24 protein-coding genes are annotated in these 21,601 nt (G+C 38.5%); 6 read left to right on the forward strand and 18 right to left on the reverse strand.

The features are described 5' to 3' along the window. The first annotated feature begins 91 nt into the window (after window positions 1–91). Window positions 92–1,867, forward strand: a complete 1,776-nt coding sequence (locus CWD77_RS02285) for a serine hydrolase domain-containing protein (protein WP_165779057.1) — start codon at window positions 92–94, stop codon at window positions 1,865–1,867. 57 nt (window positions 1,868–1,924) lie between these two features. Here CWD77_RS02285 and CWD77_RS02290 read toward each other — a convergent pair whose 3' ends face one another. The 5 genes from CWD77_RS02290 to CWD77_RS02310 form a co-directional block, all read right to left on the reverse strand. Next, on the reverse strand, window positions 1,925–3,460 hold the full coding sequence (locus CWD77_RS02290) for an AsmA family protein (protein WP_101071610.1): 1,536 nt from the start codon (window positions 3,458–3,460) through the stop codon (window positions 1,925–1,927). Window positions 3,461–3,803: 343 nt separating this feature from the next. Next, complete coding sequence (locus tag CWD77_RS02295) at window positions 3,804–4,445, reverse strand: hypothetical protein (RefSeq protein WP_133120157.1); 642 nt, start codon at window positions 4,443–4,445, stop codon at window positions 3,804–3,806. A gap of 265 nt (window positions 4,446–4,710) precedes the next feature. After that, window positions 4,711–5,367, reverse strand: a complete 657-nt coding sequence (locus CWD77_RS02300) for a helix-turn-helix domain-containing protein (RefSeq protein WP_101071612.1) — start codon at window positions 5,365–5,367, stop codon at window positions 4,711–4,713. Between the two features lie 164 nt (window positions 5,368–5,531). Beyond that, window positions 5,532–5,867, reverse strand: coding sequence for a hypothetical protein (locus CWD77_RS02305; protein ID WP_133120158.1), 336 nt, complete (start codon window positions 5,865–5,867; stop codon window positions 5,532–5,534). 17 nt (window positions 5,868–5,884) lie between these two features. Further along, window positions 5,885–6,238: a cupin domain-containing protein gene (locus CWD77_RS02310; protein ID WP_101071614.1), complete on the reverse strand. Its 354-nt coding sequence runs from the start codon at window positions 6,236–6,238 to the stop codon at window positions 5,885–5,887. 559 nt (window positions 6,239–6,797) lie between these two features. On the opposite strand from CWD77_RS02310, the gene CWD77_RS02315 reads away from it, so the two are divergent. After that, a complete protein-coding gene (locus CWD77_RS02315; RefSeq protein ID WP_101071615.1) occupies window positions 6,798–7,907 on the forward strand; it encodes a fatty acid desaturase family protein in 1,110 nt (369 codons plus the stop codon). Window positions 7,908–7,991: 84 nt separating this feature from the next. Here the strand turns inward: CWD77_RS02315 and CWD77_RS02320 are convergent, their stop codons facing one another. From CWD77_RS02320 to CWD77_RS02340, 6 genes are all read right to left on the reverse strand, one after another. After that, window positions 7,992–9,059, reverse strand: a complete 1,068-nt coding sequence (locus CWD77_RS02320) for a hypothetical protein (protein WP_101071616.1) — start codon at window positions 9,057–9,059, stop codon at window positions 7,992–7,994. Between the two features lie 239 nt (window positions 9,060–9,298). Further along, on the reverse strand, window positions 9,299–9,742 hold the full coding sequence (locus tag CWD77_RS02325; protein ID WP_101071617.1) for a hypothetical protein: 444 nt from the start codon (window positions 9,740–9,742) through the stop codon (window positions 9,299–9,301). Between the two features lie 298 nt (window positions 9,743–10,040). Continuing rightward, window positions 10,041–10,319: a YtxH domain-containing protein gene (locus tag CWD77_RS02330; protein ID WP_101071618.1), complete on the reverse strand. Its 279-nt coding sequence runs from the start codon at window positions 10,317–10,319 to the stop codon at window positions 10,041–10,043. A gap of 153 nt (window positions 10,320–10,472) precedes the next feature. Continuing rightward, window positions 10,473–10,628, reverse strand: coding sequence for a lmo0937 family membrane protein (locus CWD77_RS15440; RefSeq protein WP_108722885.1), 156 nt, complete (start codon window positions 10,626–10,628; stop codon window positions 10,473–10,475). Window positions 10,629–10,659: 31 nt separating this feature from the next. Beyond that, on the reverse strand, window positions 10,660–11,121 hold the full coding sequence (locus CWD77_RS02335; RefSeq protein WP_101071619.1) for a sll1863 family stress response protein: 462 nt from the start codon (window positions 11,119–11,121) through the stop codon (window positions 10,660–10,662). Window positions 11,122–11,317: 196 nt separating this feature from the next. Next, window positions 11,318–12,424, reverse strand: coding sequence for an AI-2E family transporter (locus CWD77_RS02340; RefSeq protein ID WP_101071620.1), 1,107 nt, complete (start codon window positions 12,422–12,424; stop codon window positions 11,318–11,320). 239 nt (window positions 12,425–12,663) lie between these two features. Between CWD77_RS02340 and CWD77_RS02345 the strand changes: the two genes are divergently transcribed. After that, a complete protein-coding gene (locus tag CWD77_RS02345) occupies window positions 12,664–12,852 on the forward strand; it encodes a hypothetical protein (RefSeq protein WP_101071621.1) in 189 nt (62 codons plus the stop codon). A 549-nt stretch (window positions 12,853–13,401) separates the two neighbouring features. Here the strand turns inward: CWD77_RS02345 and CWD77_RS02350 are convergent. From CWD77_RS02350 to CWD77_RS02355, 3 genes are all read right to left on the reverse strand, one after another. Further along, complete coding sequence (locus tag CWD77_RS02350) at window positions 13,402–13,680, reverse strand: YtxH domain-containing protein (protein WP_101071622.1); 279 nt, start codon at window positions 13,678–13,680, stop codon at window positions 13,402–13,404. Between the two features lie 123 nt (window positions 13,681–13,803). Beyond that, window positions 13,804–13,959 (reverse strand): lmo0937 family membrane protein, encoded by a 156-nt coding sequence (locus CWD77_RS15445; protein ID WP_108722886.1) that lies wholly within the window; start codon window positions 13,957–13,959, stop codon window positions 13,804–13,806. 54 nt (window positions 13,960–14,013) lie between these two features. Further along, entirely contained in the window at window positions 14,014–14,451 is a 438-nt protein-coding gene (locus CWD77_RS02355; RefSeq protein WP_101071623.1) for a sll1863 family stress response protein, read from the reverse strand. 297 nt (window positions 14,452–14,748) lie between these two features. On the opposite strand from CWD77_RS02355, the gene CWD77_RS02360 reads away from it, so the two are divergent. Beyond that, entirely contained in the window at window positions 14,749–15,651 is a 903-nt protein-coding gene (locus tag CWD77_RS02360) for a sensor histidine kinase (protein WP_101071624.1), read from the forward strand. 132 nt (window positions 15,652–15,783) lie between these two features. On the opposite strand, the gene CWD77_RS02365 is transcribed toward CWD77_RS02360, so the two are convergent. Then, on the reverse strand, window positions 15,784–16,452 hold the full coding sequence (locus CWD77_RS02365; protein ID WP_101071625.1) for a hypothetical protein: 669 nt from the start codon (window positions 16,450–16,452) through the stop codon (window positions 15,784–15,786). Window positions 16,453–16,770: 318 nt separating this feature from the next. Continuing rightward, window positions 16,771–18,081, reverse strand: a complete 1,311-nt coding sequence (locus tag CWD77_RS02370) for an ice-binding family protein (protein WP_101071626.1) — start codon at window positions 18,079–18,081, stop codon at window positions 16,771–16,773. A gap of 426 nt (window positions 18,082–18,507) precedes the next feature. On the opposite strand from CWD77_RS02370, the gene CWD77_RS02375 reads away from it, so the two are divergent. Further along, entirely contained in the window at window positions 18,508–18,705 is a 198-nt protein-coding gene (locus tag CWD77_RS02375) for a hypothetical protein (protein ID WP_101071627.1), read from the forward strand. A 194-nt stretch (window positions 18,706–18,899) separates the two neighbouring features. Beyond that, complete coding sequence (locus CWD77_RS02380; protein WP_101071628.1) at window positions 18,900–20,396, forward strand: M48 family metalloprotease; 1,497 nt, start codon at window positions 18,900–18,902, stop codon at window positions 20,394–20,396. 369 nt (window positions 20,397–20,765) lie between these two features. Here the strand turns inward: CWD77_RS02380 and CWD77_RS02385 are convergent, their stop codons facing one another. Both CWD77_RS02385 and CWD77_RS02390 read right to left on the reverse strand, forming a co-directional pair. Further along, the gene (locus CWD77_RS02385) at window positions 20,766–20,924 is read right to left on the reverse strand and encodes a YqaE/Pmp3 family membrane protein (RefSeq protein ID WP_101071629.1); all 159 of its coding nucleotides are present in this window, start codon (window positions 20,922–20,924) and stop codon (window positions 20,766–20,768) included. Window positions 20,925–20,982: 58 nt separating this feature from the next. Further along, on the reverse strand, window positions 20,983–21,246 hold the full coding sequence (locus CWD77_RS02390) for a hypothetical protein (RefSeq protein ID WP_133120159.1): 264 nt from the start codon (window positions 21,244–21,246) through the stop codon (window positions 20,983–20,985). Window positions 21,247–21,601: the final 355 nt, after the last annotated feature.

Below are 21,601 nucleotides of genomic sequence, written 5' to 3' on the forward strand. Positions count from 1 at the left end.
GAAAGGTTTGTTCAAGAATAATCCAAACTTCGGTAGAATAACTGGGGAATAGATGTATCTCAAAATATTCTACTAAAAAAGTATGAAGAAAATGAAGAACATAAAGTATATAGCAATCTTGCTTACTGTTTTATTAACAACAGCGTGTATAAATAAAAGTGATAATCAAACTCAAAATAATGATCAAAACTCATTTGTGAGTACTGAATGGATAGCAATAAACTCCCAGCCCGCACTGAATATTGACCGATACCTAACCGCTATGGAAGTACTCGGTTTTTCCGGAGCGATTGTAGTGAGCGACAGTGATGAAGTAGTGCTAAGTAAAGGTTACGGTTATGCAAACCGGGAAAAACGTCAACCTTATACGCCACAAACTGTACAATCGAGCGGATCGATAACTAAACAGTTTACTGGGGCGGCTATTTTACTTCTGGAAAGTCGGGGAGTGTTATCCGTAAACGATACCATATCGAAATATTTTGATCAGTTTTCGGAAGAGATGCAGAATATTACAATTCACCAGCTACTTACTCATTCCTCAGGTATGCCGGGTGGTATCGGGGCAGATGAGGAAGCCATAGGGGAACCGGCTTATTTAGACAGATTGGTGGCGGAGTCTCTTCAATCCAACCCAGGTTCCGAATACGCGTATTCAAACACCGGTTATTCATTATTGGCTATGATTATAGAGCAGGTAACAGGGCAGAGTTACGAAAAATTTCTGCGTGAAGAGTTATTATTACCGGCCGGTATGAAATATACCGGATATATTTTGCCTGATTGGGACCTGGACGAACTGGCGATTGGCTATCGAAACGGTGAACACTGGGGTATAGTTTATGAGCGTGGTTGGATTGACGATGGACCTAATTGGCATTTACGAGGTAATGGTGGTATTCATACCACAGTAAGGGATATGGCCAAATGGTTTAAAACCGTTCAGGGGCTTGGTGTTTTGGGTGAAGATGTAGTCGAACGTTGGACTACAGGTTATGTAACTGAGAATGGTGGTGTTTCGAATTACGGTTATGGCTGGAGTGTTTACGACCATGATAGATGGGGAAAAGTTATCACTCATAGCGGCAGTAATCGTATTTTTGAAGCCGATTTTGTATGGCTGCCGGAGAAAGATCTATTCTTTTACATTCATGGAAATTCATCTATGGTGTCTGCTGCAAACCAGAGTGGCAACATTCTTGCAGCTGTATTTGATTCTACTTTTGTAATGCCACCCTTGGTGGAACCGGATACATCAGCAAAACATGATATTGCTCAACAAAGAGAAGGCGTATATTATCTGAATGAAAGCAGCTTAGAACTGACAGCAGATGATGCAAGATTAATGGCCAAATTATGGGGACAAACTGTTTTTGATAAGATGTTTAAACATGATGATGAACAAATAAAATGGTTTACAGAACTTAACAGGCGTACAACGGATGTGATGAATAAGCTTAAGGCCGGGCAGGATGACGCTCTAGCCGACTTGATGCGCCAAGGCGAAGACCCTATTGAACCCACCAGTGCCATATTGAAACGTATTAGCCAAATTGGTAATCTCGATTCTCTCCATGTGATAGGAACGTTTGTAAATAATCCTGATTCCCGGTTTTCTGAATATGGTCCCTGGACCACCTTTATTTATGCAGAATTTGCAAATTGGAACCAGTATTGGAATTTCGTCTGGAATGATGACGGTACTTTTCAGGGTGAATATAGTGGACCCTGGCCATCATTTACTCTGATTCCAACCGATAATGATAGCTATACCGGTGTGAGACAAGATGGAAATTGGGAAACAGTAGAGCTTGAGATACGGGGTGATTGTATAATACTAATGGAATCAAAAGCTTGTAAAGAATAGTAATGACTGACTATTGAATTGGAGAATAGATCTAAAACACCCTTTTGTTGATCTTACCTATGTTCGTAGAAGAATGTCGTAAATACCGGATCGTAGAGTTTGCCAAAGGTATTTAAAGAAGGATGATTCAGGATCGCGTACGTGATCAATATCCCCTGTTCGACCTTGGTGAGTGGAATCTGCTAAATTCTCGGATCTCACAACTGCTTTGTTGGCCACATAGCTTTTTATGGAGTTTGCGAAATTTACGTGATAATCATCTCTGTCTACGATTTCCATTTGAAGGTTTTCATATAAAAGATGCATGTTTCCTGAACTGGTATCGTCCACCATTTCAAAATTAAAATCAAGTTCGTGAGCAAATCCACTCACAATTTCCATACCGCTCAGATCCATAAAGATGGAGTTCAGCTCTGTCAAATCGAAGGGTTGCAAGTTGCCGGTACCCGTCATATGAAAAGGGTCGTCATTTAGAGTAAAACTTAATTCTGTTTTGAGTTCAGAATGGTTTTGGAGGTATGTAACTGCATTCAGGTTTGCCGGTTCTGATGAAAGTGAATTTACATCACGAAGCTGAATCGTAGAGTTCATAAAGGAGATGGTTCCGGGTCGAGTGCCTTTTTCATCTTGTTCGGAATATTGAATGTTTGTGTTTCTGAAGTGCAGGGAGTCGATTTGAACGGCAAATGGCAGATTCTGAATAGATTTATTGAGGAGTGTAGGAGCTTTTTTGTCCGGCTTATCAGGCAGTTGTTTGTTTTTGGCTACAAGAATATGGAATGAATCGAAATCCAATAACCGAGCTTTGAGTATATTCTGATTCTGAAAAGCGGACGGATCAACTCCAGAGGCTGTTAAATTCACTATTTCCATATCAAACATATTCGCTTCAAACTCATGGGAATTCATAAACTGATTGTATCCACCCACCGGGATCAGCTTCATGGACGATAACGTCAATAGGCTATCCCGGTTCTCGAAATGTAATCCGGAAAGTGATAGTCGATTCCGATCTTCTGAGAAAAGAAATCCGAGTGAGTCAACAGAAACATTGTATTGCAGCGATTTCACGGAGTCGGATTTGGAATTAAGTTCCAATTGAAGTCCTGTATTCAGATTGAGGTCGTTTATGCGCTTACTTTCCCTTCCATCTTTATTTACAATAATTGTTCCGTTAGTCAGATCAAGAGATTCTATTTCAAGCTTTCTAAAAGAAGATTCATTATTGGATTCATTATCACCTGTTTCCGGTGAGCTATCCCAATTAATAGTGAATGTATCCATCTTAATTTTTGAAAGGATGATTTTCTTTTGGAAATACAGGCTCGGATTTATTCCGGAAATGAGGAGGGTATCAGTCTGGAAAATAGTGTGGTTCTCGTCGGATGAAGAAATGGACATCTGGCCGATAGACACAGCTCTTTGCAGCGGTAACACACGGGCAGAAATAATTTCTACATTGTAGTCCGACCCCAGGGCACTGGCCAGCATGTCTTGAACCTGTTCCTGATCAACACCGTACTTCAGCCATGTGAATATCCCAAAAAGGATGACCATAAAAGTGAGTACCAGAATAAGTAGCAATTTTTTCATTGCAGTACAGGATTTACAGGGTTGAAAATGGCCTATAAAGCATAACGTTGCCTTCCAGGCCTGTTATTATCAAAGGGAATTTATGTGTATTGGTTCTTACTTATTAAAGAACAAACCGGACTGTTAAGGTGCATTGTACTGACGTTTAGAGGACTCATAGATATTACAGTACGAATACAAGTGCATTTCAATTACATCCAGACAGCGGTGATTTAATGATGCACGAAGATTCATGAACATCATATATAAAAAAAATGGCAGGCTCTATTATCGAGTCTGCCTATTTTTTAAAGCTTACCATGAGTTCGAATACGTTTACGCATTCATTTGAGATGAATGAGTTTTAACTCTGTCTCATTTTGACTCGTGCATCGGCAATAGCGTTCTGAAGATTCTTTAATTCATTGTTCAGTTGCATACCATTATCTACTACATCATCTGAAATAGATGAGATTGAAGTGATTCCTTCGCTTGTCAAATCATTCGATAAAAACCGTTCGATTTCATTGATATCAGAAACATAGGCCAGGAATGCTTCCTTTACGCCAATATTATTTTCAGCAATCTTGTCGTAAGTTTTTGCAAGTTCAACACGGCGCTCATCACTCTGCTTCTGGATTTCAGGATTATCATAGCTCTCTTTATCGCTATCCCATGCTGCAAAATATTCTTCCCCGCTGGTTTCCATCAGGTCGGCATGTTTTGCAAAGTCTTTTTCCATGTTTTTAATTTTGGATGCATTATCCGAAAAGAGATCAAACGCTCTTTTTAAATCTGACTGGCCCGGTTTGGTAAGTTCATCCAGGGAAGCGTCGATGGATTCAATCTGCACAACGATGCGCTTGATATCATTATCAACCGTTTGCATGGATGATTGAACGTCCTCAGACCGCTGCATTCCCGTTGTAGCACAAGCAGATACAGCAAATACTGTAGCCAAACAAAACAGTAATAATAAATGTCCGTTGGTTAGTAAATTTTTCATAATCGTTTATATTGGTTCCCACAACTTGTGGGACAGTTGTGAAATAATTATCACAACTCAATATTATCAAACAGTGAGTAAAAACCCTTACATGTAGCAACCAATGTGTTACATAGATTACTGTAAAGGCTTAAATAATGTAGAAATGAGGGTAAGTATTGAAAATCAGGGGGGGGGTATCATCCTCAGAAAATTGGAGATTTCGAAAGGTATAGAATGCTGTTTTTACATATCAAATTTTAATGAGTTCACTTTAAAACTCATATCAGATGTTTGCTTTCGTAATTCCCGAATTCAGGATGGCTTCCTGTTGCCCTGCAATTTTTAAGCGTTCCTCTTTTAAACGCTTAAAATCGAGAGGAGTGAGTCCCGTTACTTTCTTCATCTGGGCAGCCAGGTAGTGCTGATTTTTGTAGTTAAGCAGCTCAGCAATCTCCGACAAAGGCATATCCTCGTACAGCAGCATCTCTTTGGCACGTTCAATTTTTTGAATAATAATAAATTGCAGAACAGACATTCCTTTCACATCAGAAAAGATTTTTAAAATGGAATCTGTTTCTTCACCTGCATAGTCACTGATTAGATCCGAAAATTTCAGTTTTGGCAGTGCGTCCGAATAGTGAATTACCTGAACAATGGTCTGAATGATTCGGTTAATGAGCATACTATCATGCTCATCAAGTAGAACCAGTCCAAACTTTGATAAACTCTTTCTTAACTCCTGATACTGATCAACTGTAAATTCATTGAGGAAATGTACGGCTCCATGTACGGTAATTTCATAATTAAACCCCAACCTGTCTAATTCCGACTGCAGGACGATTTTATCCCGCAAACAGACCATATACTTCACAAACAGTTTCTTTCCGGAGGTTTCTGAATTTTTATGATTATGATTTTTGTTATTGGTTGAATCAATCATCTACTGCCTTAAAAAAATGAAATTATATTTATTGTTTAATGGTTTATATAAATGCTCTGTATAGTTTTTATAAAAAGAGGATGACAGGCTCTCTCTTCCTGCCACCCTCTCTCTCGCTCTCTATGAAAAAATGTTAAATACTCCTGTGCTGTTGTTACTCAATTTCACCTCAGCCTTACTCCGCCAAGTTCATCCAATCTCTTGGCTAATTTTTCTGAAGTAAGCCAGGTTCCGGTTACATAATCCCGAATATTCTCATCTCTTAAATCTTCAGACATTGCTGACATCGATTCGATGGTGTTAACTGCAAAAATCAGTGATTTTTTCTCACCACTTTTATTTCCTTTCATATAATATTTTTCAGCATTTCTGTACTGATCCATAAATGTTTGAATAAAGATCTTGTTTTGAACGTCATCCACAAAACTGTCGTAATTCGACATCACACCACGGCATTCGTCCTCATTAATATCTTCCAGTTCAGAAAGTACCTTATACATGTTATTTAATGGGTTCATTAGCTTACCTCGTCATATCCACTTTTAATAATAGTTGATATCATTTTAAACCTATTGTTCGCATTGATTGAATGGCGGGAGTGAGCAGGTATGATAATAGACTCACCGGTCTCCAATAGTTTTGAATCTCCATCGATAATGATTTCAGCTTTCCCGTCAATGATTTGAATAAATGTATCGAAGGGAGATGTTTTCTCTTCCAGTTTTTCACCGCTATCGATCGAAACAGCCGTAATGTTTCCCGTTGATTTTTTGATAATTGTTTTGATCACAACCGAATCATCGACGTATTCAATGATTTCGACAACGATATGAGCTTTCGATTTTTCAAACTCTAATACTTCATCTTTCATGATATTGAAATAGTGTAATGATGGTTTTCGCGGATGTTAGTCTCAATTCCTCGAGAAACCGTCAATCATTCTCCAAGAAACACTTCGTTTTTCCTGTTACGTCTGATAAGATTGGAAAACTCTACTCCAGATGCGTTACAACCGAAAATTGTATTGTTATATAAATTACAGTTTTGAGGGATTGTAGCTCTTTACCGTGATCCATTTTGATTGAAACTTTTAGAATTGCGGTGTGATTATAATCCCTTTTTTCAACAGCCGGAGTGGTTTTGGATATTTTCAACAAACCTATATGATTTCAAACCTTTTCTTATCGGTTTACCTCAGACGAACTTCGCCGTTGTTAGAGTTCTATAGATTTAAGCAAGCTAAAGCCGTATGTTAGCAAAGACTATTGGTTCTGGGCCGGATCGAAGAGCGAATCATATTCTCTTTTATCTCTAAGAATTGGATATACATGAGATATATGTAATACCTACCAAAAACTTATGTAATATGATCCCGCGAACGAATTCCCATTTTTTAATTGAAATGTGTATCAAATTTAAGCTAGATCATCATGCCAGCTATTGAAAAAGTTACGTTTAACAACCGTACAAGCCGTGAATTCGGCAAAACCGTTAAACAAAGGGTCGACCAATATTTTGAGGTGAATGGAATCTCAAAAAACGCTAATTCAGCAATGGTTGTAAAAACTATACTGCTGCTCACTCTCTATCTGGGGGCATATGCTTTAATAATTTCCGGGCAGCTATCTCTCGGAGCAATGTGGTTCCTGACATTTGTGATGGGTATAGGTATGGCGGGAATCGGGTTTTCAGTTTCTCACGATGCACTTCACGGTGCCTACTCTTCAAATAAACATATCAATCGAGCTTTGGGATTTACATTCGATATGCTGGGTGCCAATGGTTATATCTGGAAAATAACCCACAACATCATTCATCACACCTACACCAATATACACGGCCATGATGAGGATCTTGAGGTAGCAGCGTTTATACGACTTTCCCCTCACTCCGAATATAAAATGGTCCACAGGGTACAGCACATTCTGGCCTTTTTTGCTTATAGCCTGGCTACGTTCTTCTGGGTATTTATCAAAGACTACGTAAACTTCCTTAAGCCGAATATTGGCCCATATAACAATAAAAACCATCCGATCAGCGAATGGGTGATCCTGTTTGTGACAAAGGGAGCATACTATACATTTATGCTGGTACTGCCACTGCTTCTGCTCGACATTACCTGGGTTCATCTTTTAATCGGCTTTACAACACTGCATCTAACCGCCGGACTGATTCTGGGAATTATTTTTCAGCTCGCGCACGTAGTAGAGGAGACCGATCATCCGCAGCCTGATGAAGAGAATATGATTGATGAACACTGGATGATCCACGAAATGGTGACCACAAACAATTTTGCCCGCGATAACAAAGCACTCTGCTGGTTTGTAGGCGGACTCAATTTTCAGATTGAACATCACCTGTTCCCAAAAGTTTGCAGTATCCACTATCCGGCCATCAGCCCGATTGTTGAACAGACCGCCCGTGAGTTTAATATTCCTTACAATCATCACGACACATTTTTTGAAGCGGTGGCATCACACTACCGAACTCTTAAGAAATTTGGTGATCCTGAGTTTGAATACTCTGAAGCAACGGCTTGAAAAAGTGCTCCGGGATGAGCAGGATATTTGTTAAAAATAAGAGATGCCCAAAATACCACTGCCCCGGCCGGGGCAGTATAAGTTTTACTGTGCTGCAGGTTTACAGCCCCATCCTGAATGCGTACTCCGGCCCGATTGCCGTCCAAAACGCGCCGGTTTATACCACATCTCCACACCTTGTTGATAGGCATCAGCTTCAAATGGGTTGATCGCGGAACAGTCCACATTGTCCTGAAACTGCACGAATCGATCTGAAGTCTGATTAGATGAAGTGAGTGAGGCAAGAGTATCGATATAGGGCTTAACCTCCTCTAAATCATAAAGAGTAAGTGTAATGGTGGTCTGTATCGTCTCTTCCAGTCGCTGATAAGTTTGATCCGCCATCGACCGTGCCAACTTCATAGAAGATACACCCGGCTCTTTTTCAAGAAGAGTTATTGCTTCTGTATCAAAATGGGAGAGATGTAAATTTTGAGGGGAAGCGAGCATGGTATCCGTGAACGGCATAAGCAATTCAGCCATTTTAGGTGTTCCATTGTTGCAAGTAGAAAGAACAACCAGGTTGAATCGATCTTCATCGGAGTGCAAAAAATTCTGAATCCCACTAGCAAATGAAGCGGTATTCACATCAATATCGGGCAGGGTATGATGGTAACCCTTTCCGTTTTCCGGTGGAATTTCGTGCCCAAAAAAGAGGAAGTAACTCTGATGTTCATCTGTCCGATTCTGTGTCCGGATTTCTCTTAATAAGTTGGCTTCTGAGGCAAGAAAGGATTCTTTTTTATCGGCGTGCCGATACTTGATTGTGTTGACTAGCTGACTCTTTTTATAGTGATAAAGACGACTTCTTTTTCTTGGGAAAAGCCCTAAAAATTTTGTCTCAGGTCGTTGATAGTAAATAAATACTTCTCCCGTCAGTGCTTCTTCTGCTACTTTAAATGCGGTATCAAGAACTTCAGAATTCTCCCGTATGGGTTCACCTTCCGGGGTATGATAAAGGTAATCAGAGTCGGCATGAATATAGTAGACAATTGAATAGTCGATATCGGATTCATCTGCTTGAAGGTTGTCTCCGGTAAGTTCAGATGTGTGGCTGCATCCCGAATAGATCAATCCGGTTAAAATTATAAGAGCAAGAAATTGATATCTCATATGATAAAATCAAAAATGGTTTAGTAAATCGAATCATTGGGACGGTAATAAATATGAGACCCATGTGTAGAAGTGGTGGAAAGATAGACTTAATAATTCGTTTCAAACAAAAACGTTTCGATTTCTTACAGATTTATATAAGACCAATTAAATAAAGAATAGCCCATCCGTCATCATTCGGAATCGTTCCGACAGATAACAGATAAGGCTATTCACTCCTGAAAATTTATTTCATATGCTTACAATAGCAGCAGTATGATAAGGATCAAGAGAGCTGTTGTAACACCTATAGTGATAGTTCGATTGGCCTGTTCAATGAAATCCTGAGAAAAGTTTGAGAAGTCGTCCAGATCCTCATCCATAATTTCATCAAAACCATCCAAACCGTTTAACTCACTCTTTTTTTCTGTCAACCCAAGCTTATAGCTGTCGAGCATGGCAGTTTCATCCTCGGTCAGGGAGGCCTTTGATTCTATCTGATCTATTGCGTGAATCATTTTATCAAATGATTCATTTAAAATAGCTCGTTTTTCATCCGCATCATCTGTTTCCTGCACTTCCTGAACGGTTTTATTAAAATGCTCTTTAAACGTTTCAGTAATATTAGTTGACTGTGCAAAAGACGCTGTTTGGAATACAAAAACCAATAGAATTGAAGTGAGAATTGTGTTTAGTGTTTTCATCGTGACATTGATTTGGGTTAGTGATTTTTAGTGCAACGTGATCTTCGTTGGTGATTCAAGTACTGATAACTAAAAAGTCTCTTCCCGGTTGGCAGAGAGATTTCCCGAAGTGAATTCTTCGGAAACTGGTATGCTCAATCTATTGACAATAGATTCTATGCGTGAAAGCTGATTGGGTTTGAACTTCTCTTATTTCTCATTATGCCTGTTTAAATACCCAAATCTTTCCTTTGGGAAAGGGCTATAATTCTAAATAATGATCTCTTACCCATAAATCAATTCTGAAGCTGAATTTATATCAGTTAAATTCTTGATTTATTTCAGGTATAACCCTTTTCGCTTTGGCATTAGCCTTTTTGCTCAAACGTTTCGTTTCTTCTTCCAGATTTTCAAATGGATGGGAAACAAAGTCTGTAAATTCGTTAAAATTGTCCAGGAGGAACTCTTTGTACTCCTGACTTTTCCTTGCGAACTTAGTTTTTGGTTTTGCCCCTTTACCGGTTGCAAGCAGTACTCCTGCGATGACACCCGCAGCTCCTACAAATAGGGTTGTCATAATTACGGATGAGTTTTTCATTCTTTGATTCCTTTTAAATATTAATGAGAGATTTTTTGATTCCGTATTTGTTTTAATCCGCGACCATTTTAAAGTCGGGTTATTTCAGGCCAGCAATGTATTTTTAAAGTTTTCGGGCCTGATTTAATTACTCTCAGACTGATATTACTGAGGCTAAGCTATTCTTTTGCCCTGTATAATTTGAAATAGTATGGCAATAACGGCGATAACCAGCAGAATATGAATTAACCCTCCGGTACTGTAGCCTACAAAACCGACTAACCAGGCAATGACTAATATTACGGCAATAAGATATAATAGATTTCCCATGACAATTGGTGTTTAGGGTTTACGTTTTTGGTTAATTTCCGGTTGTAGAAGTGATACCGGACGTTGTAAAGAAATCATCTAAAGAATTTTCAAGGTCATCCATTCTGCTACTGAAACTGTCTTTAAAATCATCCCAGTTTTCTCTCCCTGTAGCTTTATAGTTGTCCATTTCGCGTTCCAGTTCTCGATGTGTGGCTTCATACTCGGCCAGCTTTTCTACTTGTTTGACTTTAATATCAGTATCCGATTCGTTTTCTATTTTCTTCTTGATCTCACCAATGGTTCGGTTATACTCCATGATTCTTTCATCATTTTCGGCTCTATACATTTTGAGCTCGGCTTCCACTTCACTTTTTGCTATTTCCAAATCACGGTCTGCTTCAATGACGGATGTTTCAGCGTCCTGCATCTTATTGGACGGACTATCACAACCTGATAAAATAAATCCTGCGATAAGGGTAAGGGTTGCGAGTAAACTTATTGAGTGTTTCATTAAACTTGGTTTTTGATGTTCTATTCAGTACCTGCAGCGTGCAGGTGTAGATGTGAATGAATTCACAACAGTAATGTGTGGGAATAAAAGCTGAATAGCGTTATAAAGTGGTGGTACAGAGTTATATATTTAACAGGTATTTGGGATTTTTAACCTGTTTATGCTATTGCCCCGGATAGTTTTGCTTAAAAGTGGATCAGTCTTTTTTCTGATCGCTTTCTTCATAGTCAATAATGTTTCCCAAAAGATATCCATAGGGTTTAAGCACCTGTACCTGGGAAAATCCAACGCGTAATATTCCTATCAATGGTATGAATAAAATCATCCCGGCAATGCCCCATATTTCTGCTCCAATCAGTAGCGCAATAACTGCTACAAACGGATTGATTGAAACTTTTGAACCTATAATTTTTGGGGTGATAAAATTACCTTCAAAAATCTGAACCGTTACGAATACAAGGATTACCAGAAGGGGTAGTAGAAATGAGTCACCGGTAAGCGTGGCATATAGTACTGCCGGGAGCGCGCCAAGTAATGAGCCCACATAGGGTATAATTGCTAAAAATGAAGCAAATACAGCAAAAAAGATAGCATACTCCAATCCTATGATAAGCAGGCCGATGGTATTCAAAGCAGCTATAATGCCAATAACTATAAAAACTCCAACCAAATAGTTTTGAGTTACCGTTTGCACTCTTTTTATAACAGAATCAATTTCCGAATTATGACTTTTCTCAAATGTTTTTTCAATGAAGGTTCGGTACATCTTTTTGTAGTAAAGCATAAAAAAGATGAAAATTGGCAATAGGCTCAAAAATATGAGTGTACCTTTAGTGGCCTCAGCCATAGAACTCATGAACTCGCCACCGGTTTCAAAAAGAGTTTTTAATCCATTTTTAATGTACTCGGTTAACCGATCTTCAGAAATCCCGGTCATTCCCTCTAAGAGGTGAATGCCGGTGTAGGATGTATTCTTTATTTTGTCGGCAATATCCGGCAAGCTATCCGAAAACTGTATAAGCTGAACGGTTATCAATGCGATAACAACGGATAGCAGAACTGTGATTATTGTAAGGGCCAAAAGAATACTTATCACTCGCCCCAATTTCCATGATTCCAATCGCTTAATGACAGGGTTTAATAACATTGAAAACAGAGCTGCAAAAGCCAGGGGCATCAAAATAAATCTCCCATAACTCAAGATGAGCACCAGAAGACACAAGCCAATCAAAATTAAGGGTGCTTTTAACCAGAATGGGTAAAGGTCACTTTTTTGAATCCGGAAATTACTCTCATTTAACATAGTTCACCAATTAATGGGTATTATTATAAATAAGGAAAGACAGGTTTATATACCTCCGATTATTATTACATATTAACTGTCGGTGGCTTACATATTTATCAGGTTAGTGTAGTTGATCTGACGAAGCTTTTTAAAAAAGCTGTAAATCATGTAAGAAAACTTGAACGATCTGTAATGCTATTCGGACTCCAGTTCATCAGATTTGTTTAGAGTCTTTATTGTAATAAATCAATGAGCGAATGAACGAGAAGAAGAAGAAGAAGAAGCGAAACCGAATCAAGCAATCTGAAAGGCCAACAAAAAAACATCAAGAGAAAGATTCGGATAAGAGATATCCCAATCCTGATGATCCTTACGAAGAAACTGGCCCACCGATAAAGGAGATGCCGATTACCGGCGGTCCGCATAAAGAAGAGATTCTGGATTGAGTATCAGAATTAAACTTTAAAATACAGTAAATAATCAACCATTCAGCCAGATAATCATCATACGATTAATGGCAAACGATTCAGAATCAAAAGTTTTCGGATGTGGAAGTAGTAACAGAGTGAGCATGAAAACCACATTAAGACAACCAAAATAACTCTCAAATCAGAGGGATCATTATGAATAATCTTTTTAAAGGTGCACTTGCCGGATATGGAGCTATGAAGTTGGGAGGTGGCTGTTTTGGTACCATTATCATTTTTCTGGCTATCTGGTTGCTTCTTGGAATGTGGAGTTAGGATGAAAACTTATGTTTATAATAAATGAGAATCAAAATCTGTAGACAAAACCATTATAGACCATAAAAGCAGTTGAAGAGGGGAGAACAGAGCCGCAAGAAACGATACCTATTGAGTCATTCTTATAGATGTTGGAATTTTAAGGCGAGGACTTATTTTATAAAGATGTAGTGCCTGAATTCCGTAAACAGTGTTCAGGTACTACATCTTATTATACAGCGTACATTATACACTGCTTTATCAAGGTTAACGTTAAACCATATTTTGTTTTACTTCAGCCTTGATCTTTTTTGCCTTGTTAATGGCTTTCTCACTCAAACGTATGGTTTGATCTTCTGCATTTTCAAAGGGGTGGGATACTGAATTGGCTATATCATAAAAATTATCGACGAGATAATCTTTGTATTCATGCCCTTTTTTAGCAATTCTATTTCTTGTTTTTGAACCCTTTCCGGGTGCAAATAGAGTTCCTGCGATAATACCTGCAGTTCCTACAAAAATGGTAGTTGCAATAACGGATGAAATTTTCATTCTTTGATTCCTTTTAATTATTAATGTGTGATTTTTGGCTCTGTATTTTTTTAGTTTCAGACCAGCGAAGCGCTTGTTTAGTTTTCTGGCCTGATTTTCACTCTCTGACAAATTGTAATGCGGCTAAGCTATTCTTTTGCCCTGTATAATTTGAAATAGTATGGCAATAACGGCGATAATCAGCAGAATATGAATCAAACCACCGGCACTGTAGCCTATAAAACCGACTAACCAGCCAATGACTAAAATGACAGCAATGACGTATAATATATTTCCCATGACAGTTGGTGTTTAGGGTTTAGATTTAAATTAATTTCTGAGTGTAGAAGTGATTCAGGACGTTGTAAAGAAATCGTCTAAGGAATCTCCAAGATTATCCATTCTGCTGCTGAAACTGTCTTTAAAATTGTCCCAGTTATCTCTTCCTGAAGCTTTATAATTATCCATTTCACGTTCCAGTTCACGATGTGTGGTTTGGTACTCGGCCAGATTTTTTTCCATTCTGACTTTTGTATCCATGTCAGATTCTTTTTCGATTTTCTGCTCGATCTCACCAATGGTCCGGTTAAACTCTATGATTCTTTCATCATTTTCGGCTCTATACATTTTGAGTTCAGCTTCTACTTCACTTTTTGCCATTTCTAAATCACGGTTTGCTTCGATGACGGACGTTTCCGCGTCCTGCATCTTATTGGACGGACTGTCACAACCCGACAAAATAAATCCTGCGATAAGGGTAAGGGTTGCGAGTATACTTATTGAATGGTTCATAAAAATTTGGGTTTGATCTTGTATTCAGTTCCTGCAGCGTGCAGGAATAGATGTGAATGTATTCACACAACTGTAATGTGCAGGAATAAAAGCTGGATAGCGTTATAAGGAGGAGCTACAGAGTTATATATCTAACAGTTATATGAGGATTATTGCTCTTGCCATATTTTGGAATCAATTATTACCCTTGTAATCTGTGATATATGCAAACATGCGGTGATTAGCTATAACGAGCAGTCGATCTTCAATCTCTATATTGTTAGAGTAAATTAATATTAAGAGATAAATCAAGAGCTCATGGAAATACAGAAAAATGATCAGTCTCATAAATCTAATGAAACAGAACTGCTACAGAATATTACTCAGGTAATAAACCATAATTTAGAACTAGAAAAAAAATATGAACTGCTTTCCTCTCGGGTGGAATATCTGAAGAATCATGTACAAAATTTAAAGCATGATCTGCAAAGTCCGCTGGGTGGTATTATCGGTATGCTTGACATATTGATCAGTGATGACGAAGACCAGGTTGATGTGGAAACCCGGGATCTCATAATGATTAAAGATTCAGCTAAGTCCTTATTAGACCTTGTAAATGATAATTTTGTAAGCCGGGACGATCTTGAGAGTGAGAATCTAAGTACGAATATCGATAGAAGAATTTCTTCTGCTATGAAAGAGATTCATCGGCTGTATCTCCCCATGGCCAAAAACAAGGGGATTAATCTAATGCTCAGAAATAGAATAGAAACAGAAATTGAGCTCCAGTCCAACTTATTTCTAAATCTGATACAGATCACCGGGAACTTGATTGCGAATGCCGTCAAGTTTACTCCATCCGGCGGAACGGTTAAAGTGGAGTTTACGCTGGGTGCAGAGGAAGGTGGAAGTATTCTGAGCATGAGCGTATCGGATACCGGTAAAAGTATGTCTGCAGATCAGGTCTCAGCATTCAATGAGGGAAAACCGGTTGCAAGATCGTTGGGAACTGACGGCGAAGAAGGTTCGGGTATTGGCCTTCAGCACGTTAAACAGATGGTGATTGAAGTTGATGGGCGAATTGCTGTTGAAAGCAAAAAAGGCTCAGGAACAACATTTTCATTGTCATTCCCTCTGCCGGGTGTAAATTTGCACAAAAGGGGGGCATTCCACTTTGTAACTAAAATCAGGTCGGTATTGTTGAATGGATCTCAAAGCTGAAATCCATTTTCCCTATAGAGTTTTAATGATTCAGTTATTTTGACTTACAATCATATAATTTGAAAAACCTTCAGCTGATTTAACTCATGTTGAGCAGTGAAGTTTTTGTACTGTAAATAGAATCAATGATTACTATTTTTCTACTACAACAAAAACTGTCTGAACATCGACTGGAGTTTCAGCGATAACAGCAAACTTAGTTCCGGAAGAAAAATCAAAATCTTCATATCCGGATTCTACAATAGACAGAATTTCGTTTACTTTTTCAATATTAAAATTCCGTTCTCCATTCTCTGTTCGAAAAGAAGATGGGAGGTCTTCAGTAGATATAGTGTCAAGGTCAAACTCCGGATTTGCTCTAAGTGACCAGATTGCGATTTGGAGTTCACGCCAGGTTATATCTGGATCACTGCTTCTAAGGTCTTGGCTGATATTTAGCAGATAATTAACAGGTTTCCACTTTTCAACCATATCTGTTGAATAAAGTTTAATGCCATTGTATGTGGAATTGCTGCTTTGAATGGGTTTGGTCCAGTCTATACACCAGGCTTCTTTAGTGCCGTTTTCTATAAAATCATTAGGACTGATATCACTTAGAAGTAAACTAAAATAGGCTGTTTGGTGATTTTTATTGACCAATATGGTTGCATTTTCTCCACCCGGAATGAGCAGTACATCCTCGACGGGATCAAGTGTATCTGTTAGATCAGGTTCGGATCCGCTGACTGTATTTTCACATGAGATACTAAAAAGTACCATTATAGCGAGCAGATAAATTTTGTAGTAGATTATAGCTTTCATTTGAGTATCCTGTTTGTTCTCTTGAAAAAGGGTGTTTGTGAATTTATTTCACACAAGTAATTTGAGATTTATTTATACAATGTTCCTTACATGTTATTAGGATTTGCTTACATGTTTTACATACTTTGATTACAACCCAGGTTAATAATCTTGAATTCAATTGAGGGAAGGTTCGTCATTCAAAGTGAATGATGGCCAGATAACAAGTGGATCTGAAAAGTTTATTTGACCCGGTAAATAAAAAAAAGGACACTGAAAGTGTCCTTTTTTGTAGTAACTATAGATTGCCAAAATGCTATAAATCAAGTCTGATTTTTATTAGTTCGTTGAAGTAGTACGCCCGGCCATCATATTTCTTGGTTCGGTTACGGTATTATCATTGAGTGTAATTGAAGCCTGACTGAACATTCTTCCGGTTAGTGTAGCACCGTCTTCAAGCGTGATCTCATTCATAGATAGAATAATGCCTTCAAAATTGGCATTCTTACCGATGGTTACTTCGCCTTCTACATACCAAAAGATATTATCCGACTGTGCTCCATCATTTAAAGTGAATACAATATTTTCATCTATAGTAAGATCACTACCAATTTTGATAAGCCATACATCATCTTCACCACCATAAAGTTTGACATCGGATGCAATATGAAGAGAATCGCTCCATTCATGTACTCCGGGGGTTAAATCATTACTATGGAAGCCTCCTGTTTCGTGAACTGTTACATCATCACCGTTCTGCATGGATGCGTAACTATAAGCAGTCAACATATCTTCTATCGCTTCACTGACATCAGGGGATGTTGTGTCGCTTAAATTCGACTCCAGTACTAAAGCCTGGCCGGTTACTCCTTGTCGTTCAGAATCAGAATTATAATTCTCTTTCTTTAATCCATCTTCAACAGATCCTTCTCCAATGTGGCCCGTAATCATGGATTCTGATTTATTGATAATATTTGTTTGGGCAAGAATAACGAATTGTCCGGCTTTACCGAGGTCAATCCTAATTTTGTTGGCATTTAAAGTTGTATCTGCAGTGTTTTCACTGTATTCATTTTTATGCATACCCTGCATTTTGTTCTGTTTATCAGAGTATCTTGCATCAGAAGTGCCTGACGTTGTAAAGCTCCATTCATGATCGTTCTCAAGAGCAATATTCTCTGAATTTTTCACGCCTTCAGTTACAGTAAAGGTGTATAGAGTTCCATCCTCTAAATCAGAGTTAGGTGTAAAAGTGGCAATTTTATCTGAATAGCTGATGGTTCCACTCACTGAATTAGTTGTATACTCCCAGCTGGATTTTGAATCAGGATTTGAGCTATCTCTTATTTGCTCGTTCAACATTATTTTGCTGCTATCGTCGACTATTGTATCTGCTCTTGTAGCATACAAAACAAGTGTCGATGCATTGATACTTGCTTCATTCATTTCACTGCTGAATGTAATTTCGATTACAGTACCCGGGTCAGTATTCATCTCACCACCCATGGGTGTCGTTGATATTATGACAGGTGTTTTAGCTTCCGGATCAACAATCTTATTGTTGTCCTGGGCAAAGGCTCCGGTAGTAAAACCGGCGAACAGTAGAGCTGTGAGCGTGATGCTTTTATAGGCTTGTTTATATTTTCTCATGATTTTGATATTAAATATTGTTGTGAAGTAATTATCACGCCTTTAAACTGCTTATAAATTGTCTTTGTGTCGTTACAGCTTCCTGATGTTGAGTTGCAGATTTCATTGAAGCGTTCTGTACATACCTATCCTTTTCTTGATGTGATATCACCGCTTTACACTTTTAAAGGAAGAGATTCTAAATACATAAAGTGCCGTCTGTTGGTTGGATACCCTAGTTTCATCATTAACCCGGCTAATATGAGTACACTGAAACAGATTGATCCGGATTCATTCAAATCTGTAAACACTATAAAAATCTGTGATATATGTAACACTTACATCATTTCACATAATGCATGTAAGGTTCAAAGTTCTGAAATTTGTTGGGTGAAGAGCATATTTAGATGTTCATTTAGGCTAAAACAATAACTAAGTGGGGAGATTATGAAACAAACATTAGGCGGAATACTGAGCATAGGTGGGTTGATCGGGGTAATATTTTTTGGATATCAATACATGCAAGACTCTGAAACATTTTCAGTATTGGGAGCAGATGTCGCGGTAAGCTCAGGCGACTACGTTCCTATTTTGATTTCGCTCATTGTTCTCATTGTTGGGATTCTTATTTATCGGTCGAAATAGCTGGAAAATATTGAGTTGTTTTGCTATTGAAATAGTAGGTAATTGTGTATGAATTGACAAATAAAACACTTGATCCAAAGAGTGAGACAAGAGAAATAAAAACCACAGATAGTGAAATATTGTGTTTTTGTCAGTTTTGGATCATTTAATCAAACTGTATCCAAAGAGAGTATAAAATTTAGTAGAGAGGAGATATGAAATCCACTATTTCAAAGTTGTGCATTTTGATAGTCATTGGGCTTACTGTTTCTGCCTGCAGCATTCAAAGAAGTGCAATAAGCGGAGATAAAAGGGCATATGGCTACAGTTGGGAACAGGAAAAACAGATTGGACAGGAAGCCGATCAGCAGATTCAGCAACAGTACGGCCTGTACGATGATGATGATCTGCAAGACTATGTTGATGAAATAGGGCAGGAGATGCTCGCAGTAAGTCATATCAACCGGGAGGACACTCCATCTGTTTATGCGGGTACTGATTTCTATTTTCGTGTATTGGATAATCCGGTTGTTAATGCTTTTGCTTTGCCCGGAGGGTATATTTATGTGACCCGTGGATTGCTATCGCATTTGGAAAATGAAGCTCAGCTAGCTGTGGTGTTGGGTCATGAGATTGGTCATGTGGTTGCACGCCACGCTTCCCAACGGGCCTTTGAACAACAGATGGGACAGATTGCCCTGATTGGAGGTGCCATAGGCGGTGAACTATTAGGCCTTCCAGGTGGAGATATACTTGGTATTGGCAGTCAGGCTGCCCAACTCTTGTTTTTAAGCTACAGCCGGGATGATGAACGTGAATCGGATCAACTTGGTGTGGAATATGCATCCATGCAACACTATAAGGCAGCTGAAGGGGCACAGTTTTTTGTTTCTTTGGAGCGGATGTCAGAACAAGCGGGCCAAAGCCTTCCTAACTGGCAATCTACACACCCCGATCCGGCCGAAAGGGCAAATAGTATTCCGGAGCTTGCCGAAGAGTGGAGGGCTAAAGGGTATGAACAGACGATAGACAATAAAGATCAGTATATGGAGAAGCTTAACAATTTGATCTATGGAGAGAATCCGCGGGAGGGATTTACACGTAACGGATTATTCTATCATCCTGATTTGGAATTTCAATTTCCCTACCCGGATGGATGGCAGGTGATTAATCAACGGTCATTGGTTGCTGTTGTTAACAAGGATCAGGATGCCGTTTCTATTATGACGCTGGATGGGGAATCAGCAAATGCAGAGGCTTCGGTCAATGAGTTTTTGAATCAGGAGGGAATTAATACGGAAGGTAAATCCAGGACACAAAGTAACGGACTAAACGCTTATCGAGCTGAAGCCACAGGGCAGACTGAGGATGGAACCCAACTTAAATTCTATGTTTATGCGATTGAGTATGATGGCTCTATATATCGCTTTTTGAACTACACAACCGCTGATAAATATAGTAACTATGCTTCTCGCTTTGATGAGGTCACCGGGGGGTTCAGAGAGTTGACTGATCGAGATATTTTGAATATTCAGCCGGTTCGTCTGCAAGTAGTTAAAACCAACCGTTCAGGAACCTTCCAATCCTTCCTTCCAAGGAACCTCGATGACTTTTCAATTACAGTTTCGCCGGAAGACCTTGCCATCATGAACCAGGTTGAACTCGATGAACAGATCAGTGTCGGTACCTGGCTAAAGCTCCCAAATCAGTAAGATAGGATATTAAGTTAGAAAATTATGAAACATATAACTTTATGATCTTCAAGCTTACTAAAGAACTACTCAATTAAAAGCATATCTATAACTTAAAGCGGGTTTGCTGTAACAACATATCTTTATTGATTCTATACATTGCTTCATAGTTAATTAGTTAATCAAACGGAGCAACCATGGACAAACACAATAGAGATCACAAGAAAAACAAAGACGAGAAGAAATCTGTTAACAAAAATCCGCAATACAAACCGGAAAAGGCTAAGGACGAAAAAGTGAAAAGCAAAAAAGCCTAAGCACAATTCTTCTTTATTAAAAAGGGCTTCTGATCACTCAGAGGCCCTTTTTTTATTCAAAAAAGTGTTTAAGTCAATGTTTAGCAATAACCCATACTGCATGTATAATACCCGGAATGTAACCAAGAATTGTCAGCAAAATATTCAGCCAGAATGCACCTGTAATTCCAACTTCTAAAAATACTCCAAGCGGTGGCAGAATGATGGCAAAAATAATTTTTAAAATATCCATAGAAGTGTTTTCTAAATTTTTAGTTCATCGAATTATTTGAATGCGATGATGCATTCCGTTAAAGTGTTTTCAATTTCACTTTTAAGTCCTCATCTATAGGAATGATTTGTTTTTCTTTTTTTGGACCAATTGCGTTAATAATATTACGAACTGCATTGTATAGCATAAGTACTACGGTGATAACAGCCCCCGCAAGAAAAGAAGAAATGATTAAAGCAGCAAAATAAAGGAAATAGAACCATTCAAGTTTGGTATCAGTTGAAGTGCTCAAGCCAAACAAGGTCAGCATAAGTGCAAGTACGGTAATCAGTGCAAGCATCATTGTTCCACTAAATGTATGTACGCTTGGCAAAACTGATTCCAGCAATCACCGGGCTTCTGAAGTGCTAATTTTGCCAATCATCCAGCTCGTTCCCATAATAGTTATAGCGGCTAAACATCCGCCTAATGCAGCACGGCGTCCATCTGCTTTTAACGTTTCTCTTTGCTGTTCATTGATGGATTTAATTCTCTCATTTTTTTATTCATTAATAAACCTCAGAAGGTGACAGATGAGCAAGTGATCGATTCTGATAAAATTCTATCTATTTACTTTAGTTTATCTCTCTGGTATAAAGATCAAGAAAATTTACGAGAAAATGTTATGCTCTATATTATACTTCAACGTTATATTAGTT

The organism is Rhodohalobacter barkolensis (genome assembly GCF_002834295.1).
Lineage (GTDB): Bacteria > Bacteroidota > Rhodothermia > Balneolales > Balneolaceae > Rhodohalobacter > Rhodohalobacter barkolensis.